Source organism: Streptomyces paludis (assembly GCF_003344965.1).
Taxonomy (GTDB): domain Bacteria; phylum Actinomycetota; class Actinomycetes; order Streptomycetales; family Streptomycetaceae; genus Streptomyces; species Streptomyces paludis.
Map to the genome: position 1 here is coordinate 503,214 of NZ_CP031194.1, position 20,947 is coordinate 524,160.

The window sequence follows — 20,947 nt, forward strand, 5'->3', positions numbered from 1 at the left end:
CCGCTGACCGATCATGGGACGGACGGACAGGGGTGAGCCGATGACCGAGGTGCTGCTGCTGCTCGTGGCCGTGGGGCTGGCGCTCGCCTGCGGGGTCTTCGTCGCGGCGGAGTTCTCGCTGACCACGGTCGAGCGCGGGGAGCTGGAACGGGCCGTCGAGCGCGGGGAGCGGGGCGCGGCGGGGGCCCTGAAGGCCGTACGGAGCCTGACGTTCCAGCTGTCGGGCGCGCAGCTCGGCATCACGGTCACCAATCTGGTCGTCGGCATGCTCGCGGAGCCGTCGATCGGCAAGCTGATCCGGGGGCCGGTCGAGGCGGTGGGGCTCTCGCCGCCGGTGGCGTCGTCGGTGGCGCTGATCATCGGGACGGCCCTGTCGACGGTCGTGCTGATGGTCGTGGGCGAGCTGGTCCCGAAGAACTGGGCGATCTCCTCGCCGCTGGCCGTGGCCAAGGTGGTGGCGAACCCGCAGCGGTTCTTCACGGCGGCGTTCCGGCCGTTCATCCGCCATCTCAACAACACCGCCAACCGCATCGTGCGCGCCTTCGGTCTGGAGCCCACGGAGGAACTGGCCTCGGCGCGCGGCCCGCAGGAACTGGCGGCGCTGGCACGGCACTCCGCGAAGGAGGGCGCGCTGGAGCCGGACACGGCCGAGCTGTTCGTCCGGACGCTGAGCCTGTCCGCGCTGACCGCCGAGAACGTGATGACGCCCCGGGTGCGGGTGGTGGCCCTCGATGTAAGGGCGACCGCCGAGGACGTCGCCAACGCCACCCGCGCCACCGGGCTCTCCCGCTTCCCCGTCCACCGGGGCTCGCTGGACTCCGTCGTGGGTGTCGCGCACATCAAGGACGTCCTGGCGGTGCCGGCGGACCGGCGGGCCCGGTACCCGCTCTCCGGGCTGCTGCGCGAGCCGTTGCTGGTGCCCGCGTCGCTGACCGTGGACACCCTGCTGGACCGGCTCTCGGGCCGGGCCAGGATGGCCGTCGTGATCGACGAGTACGGCGGTACGGCGGGGGTCGTGACGCTGGAGGACATCGTCGAGGAGGTCGTCGGGGAGGTACGGGACGAGCACGATCCGCACGAGACGTCCGATCTGGCCCCGATGGGCGAGGACGCGGCCGGGCGGGCGCTCTGGTCGGCGGACGGCGCCGCACGCGCCGATCAGCTGCGGACGGTGGGGCTGCGGATGCCGGAGGGGCCGTACGAGACGCTCGCCGGGCTGGTCGCCACGGAGCTGGGCCGGCTGCCCGTGGAGGGCGACCGGCTGACGGTGGCGGGCTGGCGGCTGGAGGTCGTGGACGCCACGGGCCGGCGGGCGGCGCGGCTGCTGCTGCGCGCGCCGGAACCGCCGCCGGGCGCGGACGGCGGAACGGACGACGGCCCCGACGACGACCGGGACGGCGGCCCGGATTCCCGCCCGGACGCCGGCCGTCGCGGGCTTGGGCGTGGGGGCCGTGACGGGCATGGCGGGGAGCGCGGCGGCGGGCGCGGCCGTGGCGAGCATGGCGGTCGTGGCATGCGCAGGCGTCGTGGCCGTACCGGTTCCTCGGGGGAGACCGGATGATCACCGCGCTCCAGCTGTTCGCCGCGCTGCTGACCCTTGTCGTCAACGCCTTCTTCGTCGGCTCCGAGTTCGCCCTGATCTCCGTACGCCGCAGCCAGGTCGAACCGCGCGCCGAGGCCGGCGACCGGCGCGCGCACAGTGTGCTGTGGGGGCTGGAGCATGTGTCGGCGCTGCTGGCGGCGGCGCAGCTCGGCATCACCCTGTGCACGCTGGTGCTGGGCATCGTCGCCGAGCCCGCCATCGCGCATCTGCTGGAGCCCGTGTTCACCTCGGTCGGCATCCCCTCGGGCCTGGTGCATCCGCTGTCGTTCGTGATCGCCCTCGCCGTGGCGACGTATCTGCACATGCTGCTCGGCGAGATGGTGCCGAAGAACGTCGCGCTGGCCGATCCCGTCCGCGCCGCGCTGCTGCTCGGGCCGCCGCTGGTGGGGCTGGCGCGGGCGCTGCGGCCGGTGATCTTCGCGATCAACGGGCTGGCGAACGCGCTGCTGCGGCTGCTGCGGGTGGAGACCAGGGACGAGGTCGCCGCGACGGCCGCCGACGACGAGCTGGCCCGGATGGTCACGGACGCGGGCCACGCCGGGCTGCTGGACGACCGCGCGGCGGAGCGGCTGCACGACGCCCTGGAGCTGGGGCGCCGGCCGGTGCGCGATGTGGTGCTGCCGCTGGAGCGGGTGGTGACCGTACGGCTGGGGGTGACACCGGCGGCGCTGGAGCGGCTGTCGGTGGAGACGGGCTTCTCGCGCTTCCCCGTGCTGGACCCGACCCGCCGGATCCTCGGCTATCTGCATGTGAAGGACGCCCTGGACGCGGCGCCGCGCGAGGAGCCGTTCCCGGTGGCGTCGATGCGGCCGGTCGCGCGGGTGCGGGACACGACGCCGATGGACGACGTACTGACCGCGATGCGCCGCGGCCGTACGCATCTGGCGGCGGTGGTGGACGACGAGGGGCGGCTGGGCGGGCTGGTGACGATGGAGGACGTCCTGCGCGAGCTGGTGGGCCGGCACGGCTGAGGGGAGCCACCGGGACCCACGGGGTGCCCGCGCGGCGTTCCGTACCGGGCGGTACGATCGGCCGCGCCATGGAGATGAACGCCTCTTACACCAGTCTCGTCGCGGTCGGTGACTCCTTCACGGAGGGCATGTCCGACCTGCTGCCCGACGGCTCGTACCGCGGCTGGGCGGATCTGCTCGCCGCGCGGCTCGCCGCCCGTACCCCCGGCTTCCGGTACGCGAATCTCGCCGTGCGCGGCAAGCTCATCGGCCAGATCGTCGAGGAGCAGGTGGCGCCCGCCGCCGCGATGTCACCCGATGTGATCACACTGGTGGGCGGGCTCAACGACACACTGCGTCCGAAGGTCGACATGGGGCGGGTGCGCGCCCTGCTCGAAGAGGCGGTGGAGCGGCTCGCGCCGGCCTGCGGCCGGCTGGTGCTGATGCGCAGCCCCGGGCGGAACGGTCCGGTGATGGAGCGCTTCCGGCCGCGCATGGAGGAGCTGTTCGGGTACGTGGACGAGCTGGCGGCGCGTCATGGCGCGCTGGTGGTCGATCTGTACGGGGCGCCGGTGCTCGGCGACCCCCGCATGTGGGACGTGGACCGGCTCCATCTCACGGCGGAGGGGCACCGCAGGGTCGCCGAGGCGGTCTGGCAGGCCCTGGGCCTGCCGCCGGAGGAGGACTGGCGCACGGAGCTGCCGCCGGCCGTCCCCGACCGATGGCCGGCCCGGCGACTGGGCGACGCGCGCTTCGCCCGGCGGCATCTGGCGCCATGGGTGGTACGGCGCGTCACGGGACGCTCGTCGGGCGACGGCCGCCCCGCCAAGCGCCCGGAGCTGCTGCCGTACGAGCGGCCGCACGAGGAGCCACACGCCGCCGGGGAATCCATCTCGTAGGAAGCTACGAAAGAGGCCGGGGCGACCGTCTGCGTGAACCGCCAGTAGAATCACCCCACGTGACTGCCAAGCCTCGTATCCCCAATGTCCTTGCCGGCCGCTACGCCTCGGCGGAGCTGGCCGTGCTGTGGTCCCCCGAGCAGAAGGTGCAGCTGGAGCGCCGGCTGTGGCTCGCCGTGCTGCGGGCCCAGCGGGACCTGGGGATCGATGTGCCCGAGGCCGCGCTCGCCGACTACGAGCGGGTGATCGACCAGGTCGACCTGGCGTCTATCGCCGAGCGCGAGAAGGTCACGCGGCACGACGTGAAGGCCCGGATCGAGGAGTTCAACGCCCTCGCCGGCCATGAGCAGGTCCACAAGGGCATGACCTCGCGGGATCTCACGGAGAACGTCGAGCAGCTCCAGATCCGGCTGTCGCTCGAACTGACCCGGGACCGTACAGTCGCGGTGCTGGCCCGGCTCGGCAAGCTCGCGGGCGAGTACGGCGAGCTGGTGATGGCCGGCCGGTCGCACAACGTCGCCGCGCAGGCCACCACGCTCGGCAAGCGGTTCGCGACGGCCGCCGACGAGCTGCTCGTGGCGTACGGACGGCTGGAGGAGCTCCTCGGCCGCTACCCGCTGCGCGGCATCAAGGGCCCGGTCGGCACCGCGCAGGACATGCTCGACCTGCTGGGCGGCGACACCGCGAAGCTCGCCGAGCTGGAGGAGCGGGTGGCGGGCCATCTGGGCTTCGCGCGGGCGTTCACCTCGGTCGGCCAGGTCTATCCGCGCTCGCTCGACTACGACGTGGTGACCGCGCTGGTGCAGCTGGCGGCGGCGCCGTCGTCGGTCGCGAAGACGATCCGGCTGATGGCCGGGCACGAGCTGGTCACCGAGGGCTTCAAGCCCGGCCAGGTCGGGTCCTCCGCGATGCCGCACAAGATGAACACGCGCTCCTGCGAGCGGGTCAACGGCCTCATGGTGATCCTGCGCGGATACGCGTCGATGACCGGCGAGCTGGCGGGCGACCAGTGGAACGAGGGCGATGTCTCGTGCTCGGTGGTGCGCCGGGTCGCGCTGCCCGACGCGTTCTTCGCGCTCGACGGGCTGCTGGAGACGTTCCTGACGGTCCTGGACGAGTTCGGCGCGTTCCCCGCGGTGGTGGCGCGCGAGCTGGACCGTTATCTGCCGTTCCTCGCCACGACGAAGGTCCTGATGGGCGCGGTACGGGCCGGGGTGGGCCGCGAGGCCGCGCACGAGGTCATCAAGGAGCACGCGGTGGCGTCGGCGCTGGCGATGCGCGAGCGGGGCGCCGAGCGCAACGAGCTGCTCGACCGGCTGGCGGCGGACGACCGTATCCCGCTGGACCGCGCGGGCCTGGACGCCCTGATGGCCGACAAGCTCTCCTTCACGGGCGCGGCGGCGGACCAGATCGCGGCCGTCGTCGGCCGGATCGACGAGATCGTCAAGCGGCACCCGGAGGCCGCGGGGTACACCCCGGGCGCGATTCTGTGACCCGCTGGATCCGCGGAACCACCCCCGTCCGGCGGATCGGCGCATGAGGCGCGAAGACCTCGAAGCCGCCCGCGACCGCGTCATCCCCGACGTGGCCGCGGGCGGTCTGCGTGTGCTGTTCTGCGGTATCAACCCCAGCCTGATGTCCGGCGCGACGGGCCATCACTTCGCCCGCCCCGGCAACCGCTTCTGGCCGGTGCTGCATCTCTCCGGCTTCACCCCGCGCCGGCTGCGGCCCAGCGAGCAGGGCGAGCTGCTCACGTACGGCCTGGGCATCACCAATGTCGCCGCGCGGGCGACGGCGCGGGCCGACGAGCTGAGCGACGAGGAGTTCCGGGAGGGCGGCCGGATCCTGACCGAGAAGGTGGCGCGGCTACGGCCCCGGTGGCTCGCGGTGGTCGGGATCACCGCGTACCGCACGGCGTTCGACGACAGAAAGGCCCAGATCGGGCCGCAGGAGCGGACGATCGGGGAGACCCGCGTCTGGGCGCTGCCCAACCCGAGCGGTCTGAACGCGCACTGGACGGCGGCGACGATGGCGGCGGAGTTCGCCCGGCTGCGGGAGGCCGCGGCGGACGGCTTGGCCGGCTGAGACGGCTGAGGACCACCGCGGTTCGGTGGCGGCACCCGCCTTGCCAATTTTGTGGCAAGCGTTGACAAGTTTGCGCAACGGTGACGACCATGCAATATGTCGTTCATCCACCTCGCTCCGTCGAACAAGTAACGGAGCTGCCATGGCCACCACCCTCACCGACGTTGCCAAACGCGCCAACGTCGCCCTCTCCACCGCGTCCCGGGCGTTCAGCGACCCCGACCGGCTCGGGCCGCAGACCTTGCGCAAGGTTCTCGCCGTTGCGCAAGAGCTGGGTTACGAGTCGCCCGTGGCGCGTACTGCCGAGCCCGTCGCCGAGGGCGGGACGGTCACCGTGGCCGTCGTCGTGCCGGACATCGCCAATCCGGTGTTCGGGGCGTTCGTGAAGGCCGCCCAGGGCGCGGGATGGCACCGCAGGCAGACCGTCGTCCTCGCGGACACCGATCTCAGCCCGGACCGGGAGCGCGAGGTGATCACGCATCTGCGGGAGCGGGCGGACGGTCTGATCGTCTGCTCGCCCCGGCTGGAGGCGGACGAGATCCTCGACATCTGCGGCCGCACCCCCGCCGTCCTCGTCAACCGCGAGACATCCGGCGCGGACTGTGTCATCGCGGACGCCGGGCACGGCATGCGGCAGGCCGCCGAGTATCTGGCCGCGCTCGGCCACCGGCGGATCGCCTATGTCCAGGGCATGCAGCGCTCTTGGTCCAACGCGCACCGGGTCGAGCTGATCCGGCGCGAGGCCGAACGGGCCGGTCTTGAGCTGGAGTTGCTCGGCTGGCAGGCCGAGACGGTCGCGGGCGGTACGGCGGCGGCGGCCGGTGTGATGGCCTCGGGCGCGTCCGCCGTGATCACCCACAACGATCTGATGGCGCTCGGTGTGATCGCCGGCGCGCGGGCACTGGGGCTGAGTGTCCCGGCGGACCTCAGTGTCATCGGGGTGGACGACATCCCGTTCGCCGAGGTGTCGCAGCCGTCGCTGACCAGCATCGCCGTACCGATGGCCAAGGCGGGCGCGCTCGGCACGGAGCTGCTCGGGCAGGTCCTGTCGGGCGAGCGCTCCACCCCGCGGCTGCTGCGGCTGCCGACCCAGCTCATCGTGCGCGGGTCCAGCGCCCCGCCCGGTGGCGGCGGCCCGGCCACCCCCCACGCCGCGTGGGGACCCACCGCGGACCGAACCACGAAGGACGACGTCTCATGAGCACCGGCACACCGTCACACGGCACCTCCTCGCCCGGCATACCACCGCACAACACAGCGCCGCACAACACACCGGCGTACGGCACCCCCTCCGCGCCGCCCCTGCGCGTCGTGGTCGCCGACGCCAATCTCGCCCCGCTGCGCGCCGAGTTCGAGGCCGCGCTGCCCGCCGGCACGGCCGTCGTCTGGCCGGACGTACGGGACACCGGCGCGGTCACGGCGGCCCTCGCCGACGCGGACGTCCTCGTCTCCGGACAGTGCACTGCCGCGATGGCCGCCGCAGCGCCGCGCCTGCGGCTGGTCCACGCGGCCGGCGCCGGTACGGAGAAGATCGACACCGCCGCGCTGGCCCCCGGTACCCGGGTCGCCAACACCTTCCACCACGAGAACTCGATGGCGGAGTACGCGATCTCCGCCGCGATCCTGCTGCGCCGGGGCTTCCTGCGCCAGCACACCGCGCTGCGCGAGGGGCTCTGGGACTCCCCCGTGTACTCCCCGGACGCCCCGTGGGTGGACAGCCTGGCCTCGGCGACCGTCGGCTTCGTCGGCTTCGGCCATATCGGCGCGCGCTGCTGGGAGTTGTTCCGGGCGCTCGGCGCGCGGGGCGTCGCCGTCACCCGGCGCGGCGATGTCGACGCGGCGGAGCAGCGGCTGGAGTGGTCGGGGACGGTGGACGACCTCGGCACGCTGCTGGAGACCTCCGACGTGGTCGTCGTGTCGGCACCACTCAGCGAGGCGACGACCGGGCTGATCGGCGCGGCCGAGGTCGCCCGGATGCGACCCGGCTCCGTACTCATCAATGTGGGCCGGGGGCCGGTCGTCGACGAGGACGCGCTCTACCGGGCGCTGCGCGACCGCGCCATCGGCGGCGCCGCGCTCGACGTCTGGTACCGCTACCCGGCGAGCGGGCGGCACGGCGCGCCCGGCAACCACCCCTTCGAAGAGCTGGACAACGTACTGATGACTCCCCACTCCTCCGGGCTCACCCGCGAGACCTTCGCGCGCCGGGCCGCCGACATCGCCGCCAACATCGGCCGGCTGGCCGCGGGCGAAGAGCCGCACAACGTCGTGGCGGTGGCCCGATGACCGGCACCGGCGGCAACAGGACAACGGACAGCGGCCACGACACCGGCAGGGCGAGCGACACGATCGTCGCCGCCGACGTGATCATCACCAGCCCCGGCCGTAACTTCGTCACACTCAAGATCACCACCGCGCAGGGCCTGACCGGCTGGGGCGACGCCACCCTCAACGGCCGTGAGCTGGCCGTCGCCTCGTATCTGCGGGACCATGTCGCGCCGCTGCTCATCGGCCGCGACCCCGCCAGGATCGAGGACACCTGGCAGTACCTCTACCGGGGCGTGTACTGGCGGCGCGGGCCGGTCACCATGACCTCCATCGGCGCGGTGGACATCGCGCTGTGGGACATCAAGGGCAAGACCACCGGACAGCCCGTCTACCAGCTCCTCGGCGGCGCCGTCCGCGACCGGATCCTCACCTACACACACGCCACCGGCTGGGATGTCCCCCAGCTGCTGGACTCCATCGACGCCCGCCGCGAACAGGGCTTCCTCGCCGTCCGCGCGCAGAGCGGCGTACCCGGACTGGACATGGTGTACGGGGTGACCAACGGCGCCGCCGGTTACGAGCCGGCCGGGCGCGGCGCGGCCCCCGTCGAGGAGGTCTGGGACACCGACGCGTATCTCCGGCACGCGCCGAAGGTGCTCGCCGCCGCCCGCGACCACGTGGGCCCCGAGCTGAAGCTGCTGCACGATGTCCATCACCGGCTGACGCCCGGTCAGGCGGCGCGGCTGGGAAAGGAGTTGGAGGGCGTCGGGCTGTTCTGGCTGGAGGACGTCACCCCGGCGGAGAACCAGCAGGTGCTGCGCCACGTACGGCAGCACACCACGGTCCCGCTGGCGATCGGCGAGGTGTTCAACACCGTCTGGGAGTGCCAGTCGCTGATCACCGAGCAGCTCATCGACTTCGTACGGACGTGTGTGACGCACGCGGGCGGCATCAGCCATCTGCGGCGGATCGCGGCGCTCGCCGAGATCTGGCAGATCGCGCTGGGGCCGCACGGGCCGTCGGACGTCTCGCCGGTGGCGCTGGGCGCGTCGCTGCACGTGGGGCTCTCGACACCGAACTTCGCCATCCAGGAGTACATGGGCTACGAGCCGCTGGTGCACGAGGTGTTCCAGCACGGCTGGTCGTACGAGAACGGCTATCTGCACCCCGGTGACCTGCCCGGTATCGGGATCGAGGTCGACGAGAAGCTCGCGGCCCGCTACCCGTACGAGCCCGCCTACCTGCCGGTCGCGCGTCGGCGCGACGGCTCGATGACGGACTGGTGAGCGACGTGTCGACAGCTCTTCCCCGGACCACGGGGACCACGGGAACCACCGCTCCGATTGCCCCCCTCCCCCGGCTCGGTCCCTCGACCGTGCCCGCCGGCGCCGCGCTCAACGCGCGCCCGCCCGCCGAGACCGGCATCGTGCATCTGGGGCTCGGCAACTTCCACCGCGCCCACCAGGCCGTACACACGGCGGCGGCGCTGGCCCACACCGACGGTCCGTGGGGCATCCTCGGGGTGGCCGACCGCTCCACCGGGGTGGCCCGGGCGCTGCGCGAGCAGGAGATGCGGTACGCGGTCGTGGAGATCTCCCCGGAGCGCACCCGGATCACCGTGCCCGCCGTGCACACCGGCGCCCTGGTCGCGGCCGAGCGGCCGGACGCGGTGCTGGACGCCCTCGCGGCGCCGGACACGGCGATCATCACACTGACCGTGACCGAGCACGGCTACACGTTCTCGCCGCGCACCCACGGTCTGGACCTCGACGCGCCCGCCGTACGGGCGGACCTCCGGGGCGACGCGCCGCCGCGTACGACGATCGGCCGGATCGTGCGCGGGCTCCAGCGGCGGCGGCGCGCGCACGCGCGGCCGGTGACCGTGCTGAGCTGCGACAACCTGGTGGGCAACGGCGCGCAGACGCGGCGGCTGGTACGGGAGTTCGCGGAGGCGCTGCCCGCCGCCGAGCGGGACGATCTGGTGCCGTATCTGGAGAGCGCCGTGACGTTCCCCGGTTCGATGGTCGACCGGATCGTGCCCGCGACCACCGATGTCTACCGGGACGCGGTCGCCGCCGGGCTCGGGGTGCGGGACGCCGTACCGGTGCCGGCCGAACCGTTCTCGATGTGGGTCATGGAGGATCGTTTCTGCGCCGGGCGTCCGCGCTGGGAGCACAGCGGCGCGCTCTTCACCGACGACGTCGAACCGTACGAACTGCTCAAGCTCCGGCTGCTCAACGGCACACACTCGCTCATCGCGTATCTCGGCGCGCTGGACGGGCGGGCGACCATTCCGGAGTCGGTCGCCCGGCCGTTCGTCGCGGACGCGGCGCGCGCCGTGCTGTACGGCGACTACCTGCCGAGCCTGACCGTGCCCGCCGGTATCGATCCGGACGCGTACGTCGCCCAGCTCTTCGAGCGGTGGGCCAACACCGCGCTGGGGCACCGTACCCAGCAGGTCGGCTCGGACGGTTCGGTCAAGCTCCGCCAGCGGGTGCCGGAACCGGCGCTGCTGCATCTGCGCGCCGGGCGCATGCCGCACCATCTGGCGCTGACCGTCGCCGCGTACCTCTGCTGTGTGACACCGCCGCCCGGCTTCTCGCCCGGGCCGCACGCCACCGCCATGGTCGATCCGGCCCGCGAACGGCTGGCCGCGCTCGCGCGGCGCGCCCCGGCGGCCTCCGGCGCGTCCCGCGTGGCGGCCGTACTGGACAGCGGGCTGCTCGGGACCGGTCTGACGGAGTTCCCTGCCTTCGCCGCCCGGATCGCCGAGTTCGTCGATGTCATCGTCCGGCACGGACCCGGCGCGGCGGCGGCCGAAGCGGGCCGTGCGGCGGAGTCGGAGCCGAAGTCGGAGGCGAATTCGGATCCGAAGTCGGATCCGAAGTCGGAGCCGCTGCACGCGAGTTGACCCGCCGCTCTCGCTCTCTTCACCCCACCACTCCCGCCACTCGCTCACAAGGACGTGAGAACGTGCTCGCTCCCGAATCGACCCGCGCCGCCGTCCTGCACGGCCCGGACGACCTCCGTGTCGAGGACCGCCCACTGCGGCCCCTCGGCCCCGGCGATGTGCTCGTCGCGGTCGACGCCGTCGGTGTGTGCGGCTCCGACATGCACTACTTCGCCACCGGCCGCAACGGACAGAACGTACTGCGGCAGCCGACCGTCCTCGGTCACGAGGCGTCGGGAACCGTCGTCGCGACGGGCTCCGGCGTACGGCTCGACACCGGCACCCGGGTCGCGGTGGAGCCCGCCGTGGGCTGCGGCGACTGCGACACCTGCCGGTCCGGCCGCTACAACCTCTGCCCGGACGGCACCTGCTTCGGCTCGCCGCCGACCGACGGCACCTTCGCCGAGTACATCGTCGCGACGCGCCGTGCCGTACACCCGCTGCCGGACACACTCCCGCTGGAGACGGGCGCGCTGATCGAGCCGCTGGCCGTCGCGGTGTGGGCGGTACGGCGCGCCGGGGTCGCGTTCGGCGACCGGGTGCTGATCACCGGGGCCGGGCCGATCGGCATCCTCGTCGCGCAGGTGGCACGGGCCGCCGGGGCGACCGAGGTGATCGTCACCGATGTGCACGACGCCCGTCTCGACCGGGCGCGCGCGCTCGGCGCGACCGATGTCCTCAACACGGCGGACGGCGCGCCCCAACTGACCGGGATCGACCGGCTGCTGGAGTGCTCCGGCCATCCGGGCGCGCTGTGGCAGGGGCTGCGGACGCTGCGTCCGGCCGGGCGGGCGATCGTCGTCGGCCAGGCGGCGCCGGAGGTCGACGGGCTGCCGCTCGCGCATCTCCAGCGCTGGGAGATCGAGCTGTCCACGGCGTTCCGCTACGCCCATGCCTTCCCGACGGCGATCGCGCTGGCGGCCGACGGCCGGGTGGACCTCGGCGGTGTGCTCACCGGACGGTTCGCGCTCGACGAGGCGGCCGACGCGCTGCGGGCGCCGGTGAAGGATCCGACGCATCTCAAGGTCGTCGTACGGCCGGGTGACCGGTCGAGCCGGTCCGACCGGTCCGTCTGACGGATCAGTCACCCCCCTCGCCCCAAAAGAAGACCCCACAAGCCCCACCCACCATCCGTTCCACTCCGTCCCGCTCCGGACAACAGATCCGTTCAAGGAGGCATGGATCATGGCCAACACCACCACCCCGGCCGCAGTCCCCGACCCGCGCGCCGTCAAGCGCGCGGCGTGGGCCGGTCTCATCGGCACCGCGCTCGAACAGTACGACTTCGTGATCTACGGAACCGCTTCCGCGCTGATCTTCAGCGAGCTGTTCTTCCCCAATGTGTCGGCGTCGGTCGGCATCCTCGCCAGTTTCAGTACGTACGCGGTCGGGTTCGCCGCGCGCCCGCTCGGCGGGCTCTTCTTCTCCCGGTACGGCGACCGCCTCGGCCGCAAGTGGGTGCTGGTCGCGACGCTGCTGCTGATGGGCGGCTCCACACTGGCCATCGGACTGCTGCCGACCTACGGACAGGTGGGGCTGCTCGCCCCGATCCTGCTGCTGATCTGTCGTATGGGCCAGGGCTTCGGCGCCGGCGCAGAACAGTCGGGAGCCGCCTCCCTGCTCACCGAGACGGCGGCCAAAGGCCGCAGGGGCAGGCTGTCGTCCCTGGTCATGACGGGCGCGGCGCTGGGCACCGCGATGGGCGCGGTGGCCTGGATCCTCGCGCAACGGCTCTCCGACGACGCGCTGATGACCTGGGGCTGGCGGCTGGTCTTCGGCAGCAGCCTGGTGGTGACCGTCGCCGCGATGGTCATCCGGCGCAAGCTCCACGAGAGCCCGGTCTTCCAGGAGTTGAAGGAGAAGCGGGAGCGGCCCTCCTCGCCGGTGAAGGAGGTGCTGACGACAGGCCGGAAGCCGATGCTCCTGGTGCTCTTCATGAACTGGGGTATCAGCACACAGTCGTACACCTACCAGGTCTTCATGGCCTCCTATCTGGTGACGACGGTCGGCGTGGACAAGAAGTTCGTGCCGGAGGTGCTGCTGCTGGGCGCCATCTGCGGCGGTATAGCGGCGATCGCGTTCGGAACGCTCTCGGACCGCTTCGGGCGCAGGCCCGTCTACACGACGATCCTCAGCGCGCTGGTGCTGCTGCCGGTGCCGACCTTCGTCGCGCTCAACTCCGGTTCCAAGGTGGCGATCACCGTGGCGATCGTCATCGGCTTCATCCTGGCCTGTCAGGGCGCGGTCGGCGTCCAGATGAGCTTCTTCCCCGAGCTGTTCGGCAGCCGCTACCGGTACGCGGGGGTCACGCTGGGCCGGGAGTTCTCCTCGGTGATCGGCGGCGGGGTCGCGCCGCTGATCTGCACCGCGCTGGTCACCGCGTTCTCCGGGTCGTGGATTCCGGTCGCCGTCTACATGATGCTGATCACGGCGGTCAGTCTGATCGCCACCCGGATGGCGCCGGAGACGCTCGACCGGGATCTGTCCCTGCCCACCGACGCCACCGACCCCGGCGCGGCCCGCGCCCGGCAGGAACAGGCCCTGCCCGGCGGCCGGTTGGAGAAGGTCGGCGACTGACCCCGCGCCCACGCCACCGCCCGGCGGCCCCCGGTGCTTTCCGGGCGGCGGCCGGGCGGCGGCGCGCCGCATTCGGGCACCCTCCGAGCGTCCTGCGGGCGTTCTCCGGGCAGCCGCCTTCGTACGGCCCTCATCTGACCCTCAGTCAGCTGAGGGCCGTTCGCGGGAAGGCGGTACGAGCCCTCGCCGCCCCGTCGGGCACCGAGTAGCATCCGCCTCACGAGCGTTGCGAGCTGGGAGGACACCCGTGAGCCGGCTGACCGGCGGAGACCCGTCCCTGCTGCGGCGGATCAACTCCGCCGTGGTACTGCGCGCCCTGCGCGACTCCGGATCGCTCACCCTCACGGATCTCACCCACCTCACCGGGCTCTCCCGGCCCACCGTCGAGGGGGTCGTGGAGGGGCTCATCGAGACGGGGCTCGTCGCCGAATCCGCGCCGGAGGAAGGCGAGACCCGTAAACAGGGCCGCCCCGCGCGACGGTTCAGATTCCTGGCCGAGGCCGGGCATCTGCTGGGCATCGAGATCGGCTCGCACCGGGTGGCCGCGCGGGTCTCCGGTCTGGACGGCCGGATCGTCGGCAGTGGCTCGCGCGAGGTCGCGCGGACCGCCGACGCGGACACCCGTCTGGAGCGCGTCGCGCTCCTCGTCGCGGACGTCCTGCGCGACGCCGGGGTGGCGCGCGGCTCCCTGTGGGCCGTCGGCGTCGGCAGCCCCGGCATCGTGGAGGCCGACGGGACCGTACGGCTCGGCACGGCGCTGCCGCAGTGGACCGGGCTCGCGCTCGGCGAACGGCTGCGCCGCTCGTTCAGCTGTCCCGTACTGGTCGAGAACGACGCCAACGCGGCGGCGGTGGCCGAGCAGTGGCAGGGCGCGGCCGTCGACTCCGACGACGTGGTCTTCGTCCTGGCGGGGCTCAGCCCCGGCGCGGGTGCCCTGATCGGCGGACGGCTGCACCGCGGTTTCGGCGGCGCGGCGGGCGAGATCGGGGCGCTGCATCTGCTGGGCCGCGGGGCGACCCCGGAGAAGCTGCTGTCGACGACGGACGAGCCGCTGCATCCGCTCGACGAGCAGGCGGTGGCCGCGGTCTTCGCGCGGGCCAAGGGCGGTGACGTACGCGCCGGGGAGGCCGTGGAGCGCTTCGCGCAGCGGCTGCTGCACGATGTGGCGGCGCTGGTGCTGGCGCTGGATCCGGAGCTGGTGGTGATCGGCGGCTGGGCGGCCGGGCTCGACGGGGTCCTCGATCCGCTCCGCCGCGAGCTGTCGCGCTTCTGTCTGCGTCCGCCGCGCGTGACGCTCTCTCTGCTCGGCGAGGCGGCGGTGGCGACGGGCGCGCTGCGCCTGGCGCTCGACCATGTCGAGGAGCGGCTCTTCACGGTGGAGGGCACGGCGCCGGCCCGCCGCTGAGCGACGGGCCGGGGAGAACGGGCGAGCCGGAAAAAGGCGGGTGGGACCCGGGGCTCAGGAGGCCCGGCGCTCCTGCGGCCCGTCGCGGTCGCTGATCTCCAGGTCGCCGGAGTCCCCGAAGGTGAGCCGGCAGGTGTCCGCGCGGTACGTCGCCACCGAGACGGCGGCGACCCGGCCCGCCACCACATAGCGCGTGGTGACCACCAGGACCGGGGCGCCGGGCAGACGGTCCAGCTCCTTGGCGTCGTCCGCGCGCGCGGAGCCCAGTTCGACCGCGCGGTCCTGGCCGTCGAGCCCGAGCCGCTGGAGTTCGCGCAGAACGCTCCGGGCGCGGGCGGGTCCGGAGGGCGCGTCGATGGCCGACAGCTCGGGCACCGAGGCGTCCGGTACGTAGATCAGCTCGGCGGCGACGGTCTGGCCGTGGGTGATCCGGACCCGGCGGACGGTGTGCACCTCGGCGGGGCCGGTCTCCAGCAGCCGGAGCACGGCGGCGGGCGCGGGGGCGAGGACGCAGTCGCGGGGGCGCCAGGAAGCGGCGTCGTCCTGGTCGTCGCCCGGCCACTCGTGCCGGGGCGTGGAGACGTCGACGCCCACCCGGGGCGGTGCGACGGTCGTACCGACGCCGCGGCGGCGCTGGAGCCTGCCCTCCAGCTCCAGTTGTTCGAGCGCCTGGCGCAGGGTGGCGCGGGCGACTCCGAAGCGGGCGGCGAGTTCACGCTCGTTGGGCAGGATCTCCCCCACCGCGAACTCGGTGTCGAGGGCCTCGGCGAGCACGTTCCTCAGATGCCAGTACTTGGGTTCCGGCACCGTCTCCAGTCGCGTGGTCCCCACCCTGATCCTCCGCAATCGCCGTTCGCCGGCGGGTTTTCCGTGCCCTTGTTTATTAAAGGTTCCTGCACTAAAAAGTGACCATAGGACGACCCAGCGTGTTGGTCAAGACCAATCCGGTGTGATGGCGGCGGCCCCGGCGGGCCCCGCCGCGCTACAGCGCCGGCCGCCCGGGATCCGTTCCGGCGAGCTTGTCCGGGTTGCGCATGAGGTAGACGCACTCCACCAGGCCGGCCACCAGCTCCAGCTGAAGTACGAGATCCGGGCCGCCCTCGCCGAGGACCAGCGCCGCGGGAGCCCCGTTGAACTCCATGAGCCGGACCGAGAAGCGCGCCGCGTCGGCCCCGACGGCGATGACGAACCTGCCCACCTTGTCGGACCCCTCCAGGATCCGCAGGGGCGCCTTGGCCTTGCCGCCGCCGTCACCGATCAGCCGCACGTCCGGCGCGAGCAGGGCGAGCAGCTCGTCGAGATCGCCCCCGCCGGCCGCCGCGAGGAAGCGCTCGGTCACCCCGCGGCGCTCGGCCGGGTCGACGTCGTACCGCGGTCTGCGCTCCCCGACATGGCGGCGGGCCCGGCCCGCGAGCTGCCGTACGGCCGGCTCGGACCGTTCGAGGACGGTGGCGATCTCCGCGTACGGGAAGCCGAACGCCTCCCGGAGCACGAAGACCGCCCGCTCCAGGGGCGAGAGCGACTCCAGGACGACCAGGACGGCGAGCGACACCGAGTCGGCGAGGACGGCGCGTTCGGCGGTGTCGGGCGCGACCGGCCCGTAGTCGGTGACGACCGGCTCGGGCAGCCAGGGACCGACGTACGCCTCGCGGTGGGTGCGCGCCAGGCGCAGCCGGTCGATGGCCAGGCGGGTGGCGATCCGTACGAGATACGCGCGCGGCTCGCGGACGTCCGACGTGTCGTGGGCGCTCCAGCGCAGCCAGGTCTCCTGCACCACGTCCTCGGCGTCGGCGACCCCGCCGAGCATGCGGTAGGCCACGGCGGTCAGCACGCCCCGGTGCGCCTCGAACTCGTCGCTGTCCACGGTGTTGGTCGCCACCCCGCCATCCCAGCGGACGGCGCCCGCGCTGTCCAGATCAGCCGCGCGCCACGGGCGGCCTGTTCCGCACCGTCCGCCGCGCCGCCCGCCGGGCCGCCCGCCGCTGCGTCAGCACTCCGGATCCGACCGCCACCCCCACTCCCACCAGCAGACTTCCGGCCGCCTGCCCAGCGCCGAAGGTTCCGGTACCGACCAGGGGCGCGGTGAGCGCGGCCGAGACGGGGATCAGTCCGGAGCAGAGCGTGGCGCGCTCGGTGCCGATGCGCCGCATCCCCATGTACCAGCAGACGAAACCGATCACGGTCACCACGACCGACTGCCACAGCAGCGCCGCGGCCTCGGGCCGGGTCGGCACCCGCAGCGCGCCGCCGCCGTCCAGGAGGAGCGCGAGGACGAGGGACTCGACGGCCGCGACGGCGCAGACCACGGCGGACAGCAGCCGGGGTCCGAGCGGCCTCAGGACCGGCGCCGCGAGGACAGCGAAGCCGGTCTCCCCGACCAGCGCGCCCACCGACCAGGCGAGTCCCGCCGCGTCCGTGCGCCCCCACCCCTGGACGACGCAGGCGCCGCCGGCCACGAGGAGCGCCCCGTGGACCGCGGGCCGCGCCGGGCGGCGCCCGTTCAGCAGCGGGATGAGTACGGCGACCATGATCGGCGCGCAGCCGACGAGAACGCCGGGCACGGCGGGCTCCGCGCTGCGCTCGGCGGCCAGAACCGCCAGGTTGAAGCCCACCATGCCGATGGCCGCGAGCGCCGCGAGCCGCCCCCACTGGCGGCCGGTCAGCGGGCGCAGCGCGGCCGGGGCGCCGCGGGCCACGAGCGGCAGGAGGAGCAGGGCCGCGATCCCGTAGCGCAGGGCCTGGCCGCCGGCGTGGGGGTAGTCGCCGAGCACGCTGTTGGCGGTGAACGAGGCGCCGACGAGGACACAGGCCAGCCCGGCGAGGAGCGCGCCACGCAGGATCTCGGCGGCGGACGTGGGCGGGGCGGGAACAGGGGCGGAAGCGGAAGCGGGGTGGTGCACGGTCGGAAGGGGCTCGGGCAGGTGGAGCACGGCCGGAGGGGGCTCGGGCAGGTGGGGCTCGGTCGAGTGGTTCACGGACCGACCGTAGAAAGCGGGGCGGTCCGGTTTAAGGTCCACTTCCATGGCGTCTTCAAGGACCAATCCGCCCCCGGGGACCGGACCACCGCCCGGCCGCGCCGCCTGGGAGCTGCTGCTGCCGGCCGCCGCGGCGCCCGCCCGGGGCCGGGGCCGCGCGCTGCGGGCCGCGCTGCGCGAGGCCGTCAGATCCGGCCGGCTCGGCGCCGGGACGCGGCTGCCCGCCAGCCGTGAACTCGCCGCCGATCTCGGGGTGTCGCGCGGTCTGGTCACGGAGGCGTACGAGCAGCTGACCGCCGAGGGCTATCTGCGCAGCGGTCGCGGCGCGGGCACCTGGGTGGGCGACGCGGTACGGGCGGCGGACCGGCCCGCCCGCGATCTGGCCCCGCGGCCGCCCGGCGCGCGGGCCGACTTCCGTCCCGGCACCCCGGATCCGGCGCTCTTCCCGCGCGCCGCCTGGTCCGCCGCGTACCGGTCCGTGCTGGCCACGCTGGAGAACGACGCGCTCGGCTACCCCGACCCGCGCGGGCTGCCCGCGCTCCGTACCGCCCTGGCCGCGCTGCTCACCCGGCGGCGCGGGGTCGCCGCCGATCCGGAGCGGCTGGTGGTCTGCTCCGGGGTGGCGCAGGCGACGACGCTCTTCGGGGCCGTGCTGTACGGGCGCGGGCTGCGCGCGATCGGCGCCGAGGACCCGGGCAGCCCGGAGCACACGGCGCTGTTCCGCGCGGCCGGGCTCGTCTCCGTACCGCTGCCGCTGGACACGGCGGGGCTGGCCCCGGAGCCGCTGGTCCGGTCGGGGGTACGGGCCGTGGCGACCACCCCCGCCCATCAGTTCCCGTCCGGAATCGCCTACTCCGCGGAGCGCCGCGCCGAACTCCTCGCCTGGGCGCGGGCCGTGGACGGCTACATCCTGGAGGACGACTACGACGGCGATTTCCGTTACGACCGGGCGCCCGTCGGCGCGCTTCAGGGGCTGGACCCGGAGCGCGTCGTGTACACGGGCTCGGTCAGCAAGTCGCTCGCCCCCGGGCTGCGGCTCGGCTGGCTGCTGGCCCCCGGGGAGCTGCTGGACGAACTCGTCGAGCGCAAGCGGACGATGGACCTGGGCAACCCCGCGCTCGACCAGGCCGTGCTCGCGGATTTCATCGTACGCGGCGGGTACGACAGCCAGTTGCGACGCTGTCAGCGCGCCTACCGGGAGCGGCGGGACGCCCTGGTCGCGGCCCTGGACACGCACTTCCCCGGCACGGAGGTCAGCGGTATCGCGGCCGGGCTCCATGTCATCGCGCGGCTGCCCTCGCGGTACGGCCCCGAGGAGCGTTTCCTGCGCCGGGCGGCGGAGGCGGGGGTCGCGCTGCGCCCGCTGACGGCCCACGGTGCGGCCGGGCCTCGGGACGGCCGCGTACGGCTGGTACTGGGGTACGCGCAGCTGTCGCCCGCCCGGATCGGGAGCGGGGTGCGGCTGCTGGCCGAGGCGGTCCGGACGGCCGGAAATGACAGGTGACCAGGGGCTGTTCATACGGGGTTCGCGTGATCGTTGTCGCCGGGCGTTAGTCATGGGGGGACACCCCGGCGTTCCGACCCCGCCCAGGAGGTACCCCCATGCCGTACGACCGCAGGACCCCCGCCGACCCCGCCCCCACCGCTCCCTCCGCCGGCGCCCCCGGCGGCCCGGGGCGCCGCAGTGTGCTGCGCGGCTCGGTCGCCGCCTCGGCGGCGCTGGCCCTGCCCGGCGGCGCGCTGGCCGTGGCCGCCGCGCCCGCGCAGGCGCTCTCCGGCCGGCCGCGGGCCGCCTGGGGTGTGCAGGCGGGCGATGTCACCTCGTCGTCCGGGCTGGTGTGGGTACGGTCGGACCGGCCCGCCCGGATGATCGTCGAGACCTCCGCGACCTCCTCGTTCCGCAGTTCCCGCCCCTGGCACGGCCCGCTGCTCGGGGCCGGTACGGACTTCACGGGGACGGTGCCGCTGCACGGTCTGCCGGCCGGTGAGCAGGTGCACTACCGGGTGACGCTGGCCGACCCGGACGACCCGCGCCGTACGGGCGAGCCGGTGTACGGCACCTTCCGTACCGCGCCCGCGAAACGCCGCCAGGACGTCCGCTTCGTCTGGTCGGGCGACATCGCGGGCCAGGGCTGGGGCATCAACCCGGACATCGGCGGCTACCGGGTGTACGACGAGATGCGCCGGCTGAACCCGGACTTCTTCCTCTCCAGCGGCGACAACATCTACGCGGACGGGCCGATCGCGTCGAGCGTGACGCTGCCCGACGGGCGGGTGTGGCGCAACATCACCACGGACGAGAAGGCGAAGGTCGCGGAGACCCTCGCCGAGTACCGGGGCAACTTCCGCTACAACCTGCTCGACGCGAACGTACGGCGCTTCAACGCCGAGGTCCCCTCGATCACCCAGTGGGACGACCACGAGGTGCGCAACAACTGGTACCCGGGCCAGATCCTGGACGACGTCCGGTACACGGAGAAGCGCATCGACGTGCTCGCCCGGCGCGCGAGCCAGGCGTTCCGCGAGTACTACCCCGTTTCGACGCTGCACGCGCGCGGGGCCGACCAGCGCGTCCACCGGGTGATCGGCCACGGTCCGCTGCTCGACGTGTTCGTCCTGGACATGCGGACGTACCGGAACGCCAACTCGCCGGGCCGGCAGAGCGACGACACCACCGGCATCCTGGGCGCGGAGCAGCTCGGCTGGCTGAAGCGGGAGCTGGCGAAGTCGCGCGCCGTGTGGAAGGTGATCGCCGCCGACATGCCGCTGGGGCTGGTCGTGCCGGACGGCGCGACGGACATCGAGGCGGTCGCGCAGGGCGACCCGGGCGCGCCGCTCGGCCGGGAACTCCAGATCGCGGAGCTGCTGCGGTACATCAAGCACCGGCGGATCACCGGCACGCTGTGGCTGACGGCGGACGTCCACCACACCTCGGCGCAGCACTACTCGCCCGAGCGGGCGGCGTTCAAGGACTTCGAGCCGTTCTGGGAGTTCGTCACGGGCCCGCTGGCTGCGGGTCAGTTCCCGGCCAACGAGCTGGACGCCACCTTCGGTCCCGACAGGGTCTTCGTGAAGGCGCCCACGCGGCAGAACGTCTCCCCGCTGGAGGCGCCGCCGCTCTACGGCGAGGTGGCGATCGACGGCGGCAGCGGTGAGCTGACGGTCCGTCTGCGCGAGCAGGGCGGCACGGTGCTGTTCACGAAGGTGCTCCAGCCGGGCAGGGTCGGTCAGTAGA

At 73.5% G+C, this 20,947-nt stretch carries 17 protein-coding genes; 14 read left to right on the top strand and 3 right to left on the bottom strand.

What is annotated here, in order from left to right; all coding sequences use genetic code 11:
• Window positions 1-40: 40 nt before the first annotated feature.
• From DVK44_RS02140 to DVK44_RS02195, 12 genes are all read left to right on the top strand, one after another.
• Window positions 41-1,561: a hemolysin family protein gene (locus tag DVK44_RS02140; RefSeq protein ID WP_114658054.1), complete on the top strand. Its 1,521-nt coding sequence runs from the start codon at window positions 41-43 to the stop codon at window positions 1,559-1,561.
• Window positions 1,561-2,574 (top strand): hemolysin family protein, encoded by a 1,014-nt coding sequence (locus DVK44_RS02145; protein ID WP_114664845.1) that lies wholly within the window; start codon window positions 1,561-1,563, stop codon window positions 2,572-2,574. The genes DVK44_RS02140 and DVK44_RS02145 overlap by 1 nt, the downstream gene beginning before the upstream one ends.
• Before the next feature lie 68 nt (window positions 2,575-2,642).
• A complete protein-coding gene (locus tag DVK44_RS02150) occupies window positions 2,643-3,452 on the top strand; it encodes an SGNH/GDSL hydrolase family protein (protein WP_114664846.1) in 810 nt (269 codons plus the stop codon).
• A 59-nt stretch (window positions 3,453-3,511) separates the two neighbouring features.
• Window positions 3,512-4,945 carry an adenylosuccinate lyase gene (gene purB / locus DVK44_RS02155; protein ID WP_114658055.1) on the top strand — a complete coding sequence of 478 codons (1,434 nt, stop codon included), beginning with the start codon at window positions 3,512-3,514 and terminating at the stop codon, window positions 4,943-4,945.
• Between the two features lie 43 nt (window positions 4,946-4,988).
• A complete protein-coding gene (mug, locus tag DVK44_RS02160; protein ID WP_114658056.1) occupies window positions 4,989-5,537 on the top strand; it encodes a G/U mismatch-specific DNA glycosylase in 549 nt (182 codons plus the stop codon).
• A gap of 142 nt (window positions 5,538-5,679) precedes the next feature.
• Window positions 5,680-6,738, top strand: coding sequence for a LacI family DNA-binding transcriptional regulator (locus tag DVK44_RS02165; RefSeq protein WP_114658057.1), 1,059 nt, complete (start codon window positions 5,680-5,682; stop codon window positions 6,736-6,738).
• On the top strand, window positions 6,735-7,823 hold the full coding sequence (locus tag DVK44_RS02170) for a 2-hydroxyacid dehydrogenase (RefSeq protein WP_228446955.1): 1,089 nt from the start codon (window positions 6,735-6,737) through the stop codon (window positions 7,821-7,823). The genes DVK44_RS02165 and DVK44_RS02170 overlap by 4 nt, the downstream gene beginning before the upstream one ends.
• Window positions 7,820-9,091, top strand: coding sequence for a D-mannonate dehydratase ManD (gene manD / locus DVK44_RS02175; protein ID WP_114658058.1), 1,272 nt, complete (start codon window positions 7,820-7,822; stop codon window positions 9,089-9,091). The genes DVK44_RS02170 and manD overlap by 4 nt, the downstream gene beginning before the upstream one ends.
• A gap of 5 nt (window positions 9,092-9,096) precedes the next feature.
• On the top strand, window positions 9,097-10,716 hold the full coding sequence (locus DVK44_RS02180; protein WP_228446956.1) for a mannitol dehydrogenase family protein: 1,620 nt from the start codon (window positions 9,097-9,099) through the stop codon (window positions 10,714-10,716).
• A gap of 62 nt (window positions 10,717-10,778) precedes the next feature.
• Window positions 10,779-11,831 carry an NAD(P)-dependent alcohol dehydrogenase gene (locus DVK44_RS02185; protein WP_114658059.1) on the top strand — a complete coding sequence of 351 codons (1,053 nt, stop codon included), beginning with the start codon at window positions 10,779-10,781 and terminating at the stop codon, window positions 11,829-11,831.
• A 109-nt stretch (window positions 11,832-11,940) separates the two neighbouring features.
• Window positions 11,941-13,332, top strand: coding sequence for an MFS transporter (locus DVK44_RS02190; protein WP_114658060.1), 1,392 nt, complete (start codon window positions 11,941-11,943; stop codon window positions 13,330-13,332).
• A 247-nt stretch (window positions 13,333-13,579) separates the two neighbouring features.
• Window positions 13,580-14,737 carry an ROK family protein gene (locus tag DVK44_RS02195; protein WP_114658061.1) on the top strand — a complete coding sequence of 386 codons (1,158 nt, stop codon included), beginning with the start codon at window positions 13,580-13,582 and terminating at the stop codon, window positions 14,735-14,737.
• 54 nt (window positions 14,738-14,791) lie between these two features.
• Here the strand turns inward: DVK44_RS02195 and DVK44_RS02200 are convergent, their stop codons facing one another.
• The 3 genes from DVK44_RS02200 to DVK44_RS02210 form a co-directional block, all read right to left on the bottom strand.
• Window positions 14,792-15,568, bottom strand: a complete 777-nt coding sequence (locus DVK44_RS02200; RefSeq protein WP_114658062.1) for a GntR family transcriptional regulator — start codon at window positions 15,566-15,568, stop codon at window positions 14,792-14,794.
• 151 nt (window positions 15,569-15,719) lie between these two features.
• Complete coding sequence (gene sigJ / locus DVK44_RS02205; RefSeq protein WP_114658063.1) at window positions 15,720-16,616, bottom strand: RNA polymerase sigma factor SigJ; 897 nt, start codon at window positions 16,614-16,616, stop codon at window positions 15,720-15,722.
• A gap of 37 nt (window positions 16,617-16,653) precedes the next feature.
• Complete coding sequence (locus DVK44_RS02210; protein ID WP_228447556.1) at window positions 16,654-17,574, bottom strand: DMT family transporter; 921 nt, start codon at window positions 17,572-17,574, stop codon at window positions 16,654-16,656.
• A gap of 184 nt (window positions 17,575-17,758) precedes the next feature.
• Here DVK44_RS02210 and pdxR point away from each other — a divergent pair, with 184 nt between their 5' ends.
• The gene (pdxR, locus tag DVK44_RS02215) at window positions 17,759-19,216 is read left to right on the top strand and encodes a MocR-like pyridoxine biosynthesis transcription factor PdxR (RefSeq protein ID WP_114658065.1); all 1,458 of its coding nucleotides are present in this window, start codon (window positions 17,759-17,761) and stop codon (window positions 19,214-19,216) included.
• 98 nt (window positions 19,217-19,314) lie between these two features.
• On the top strand, window positions 19,315-20,946 hold the full coding sequence (locus DVK44_RS02220) for an alkaline phosphatase D family protein (protein WP_114658066.1): 1,632 nt from the start codon (window positions 19,315-19,317) through the stop codon (window positions 20,944-20,946).
• Window position 20,947 lies beyond the last annotated feature (1 nt).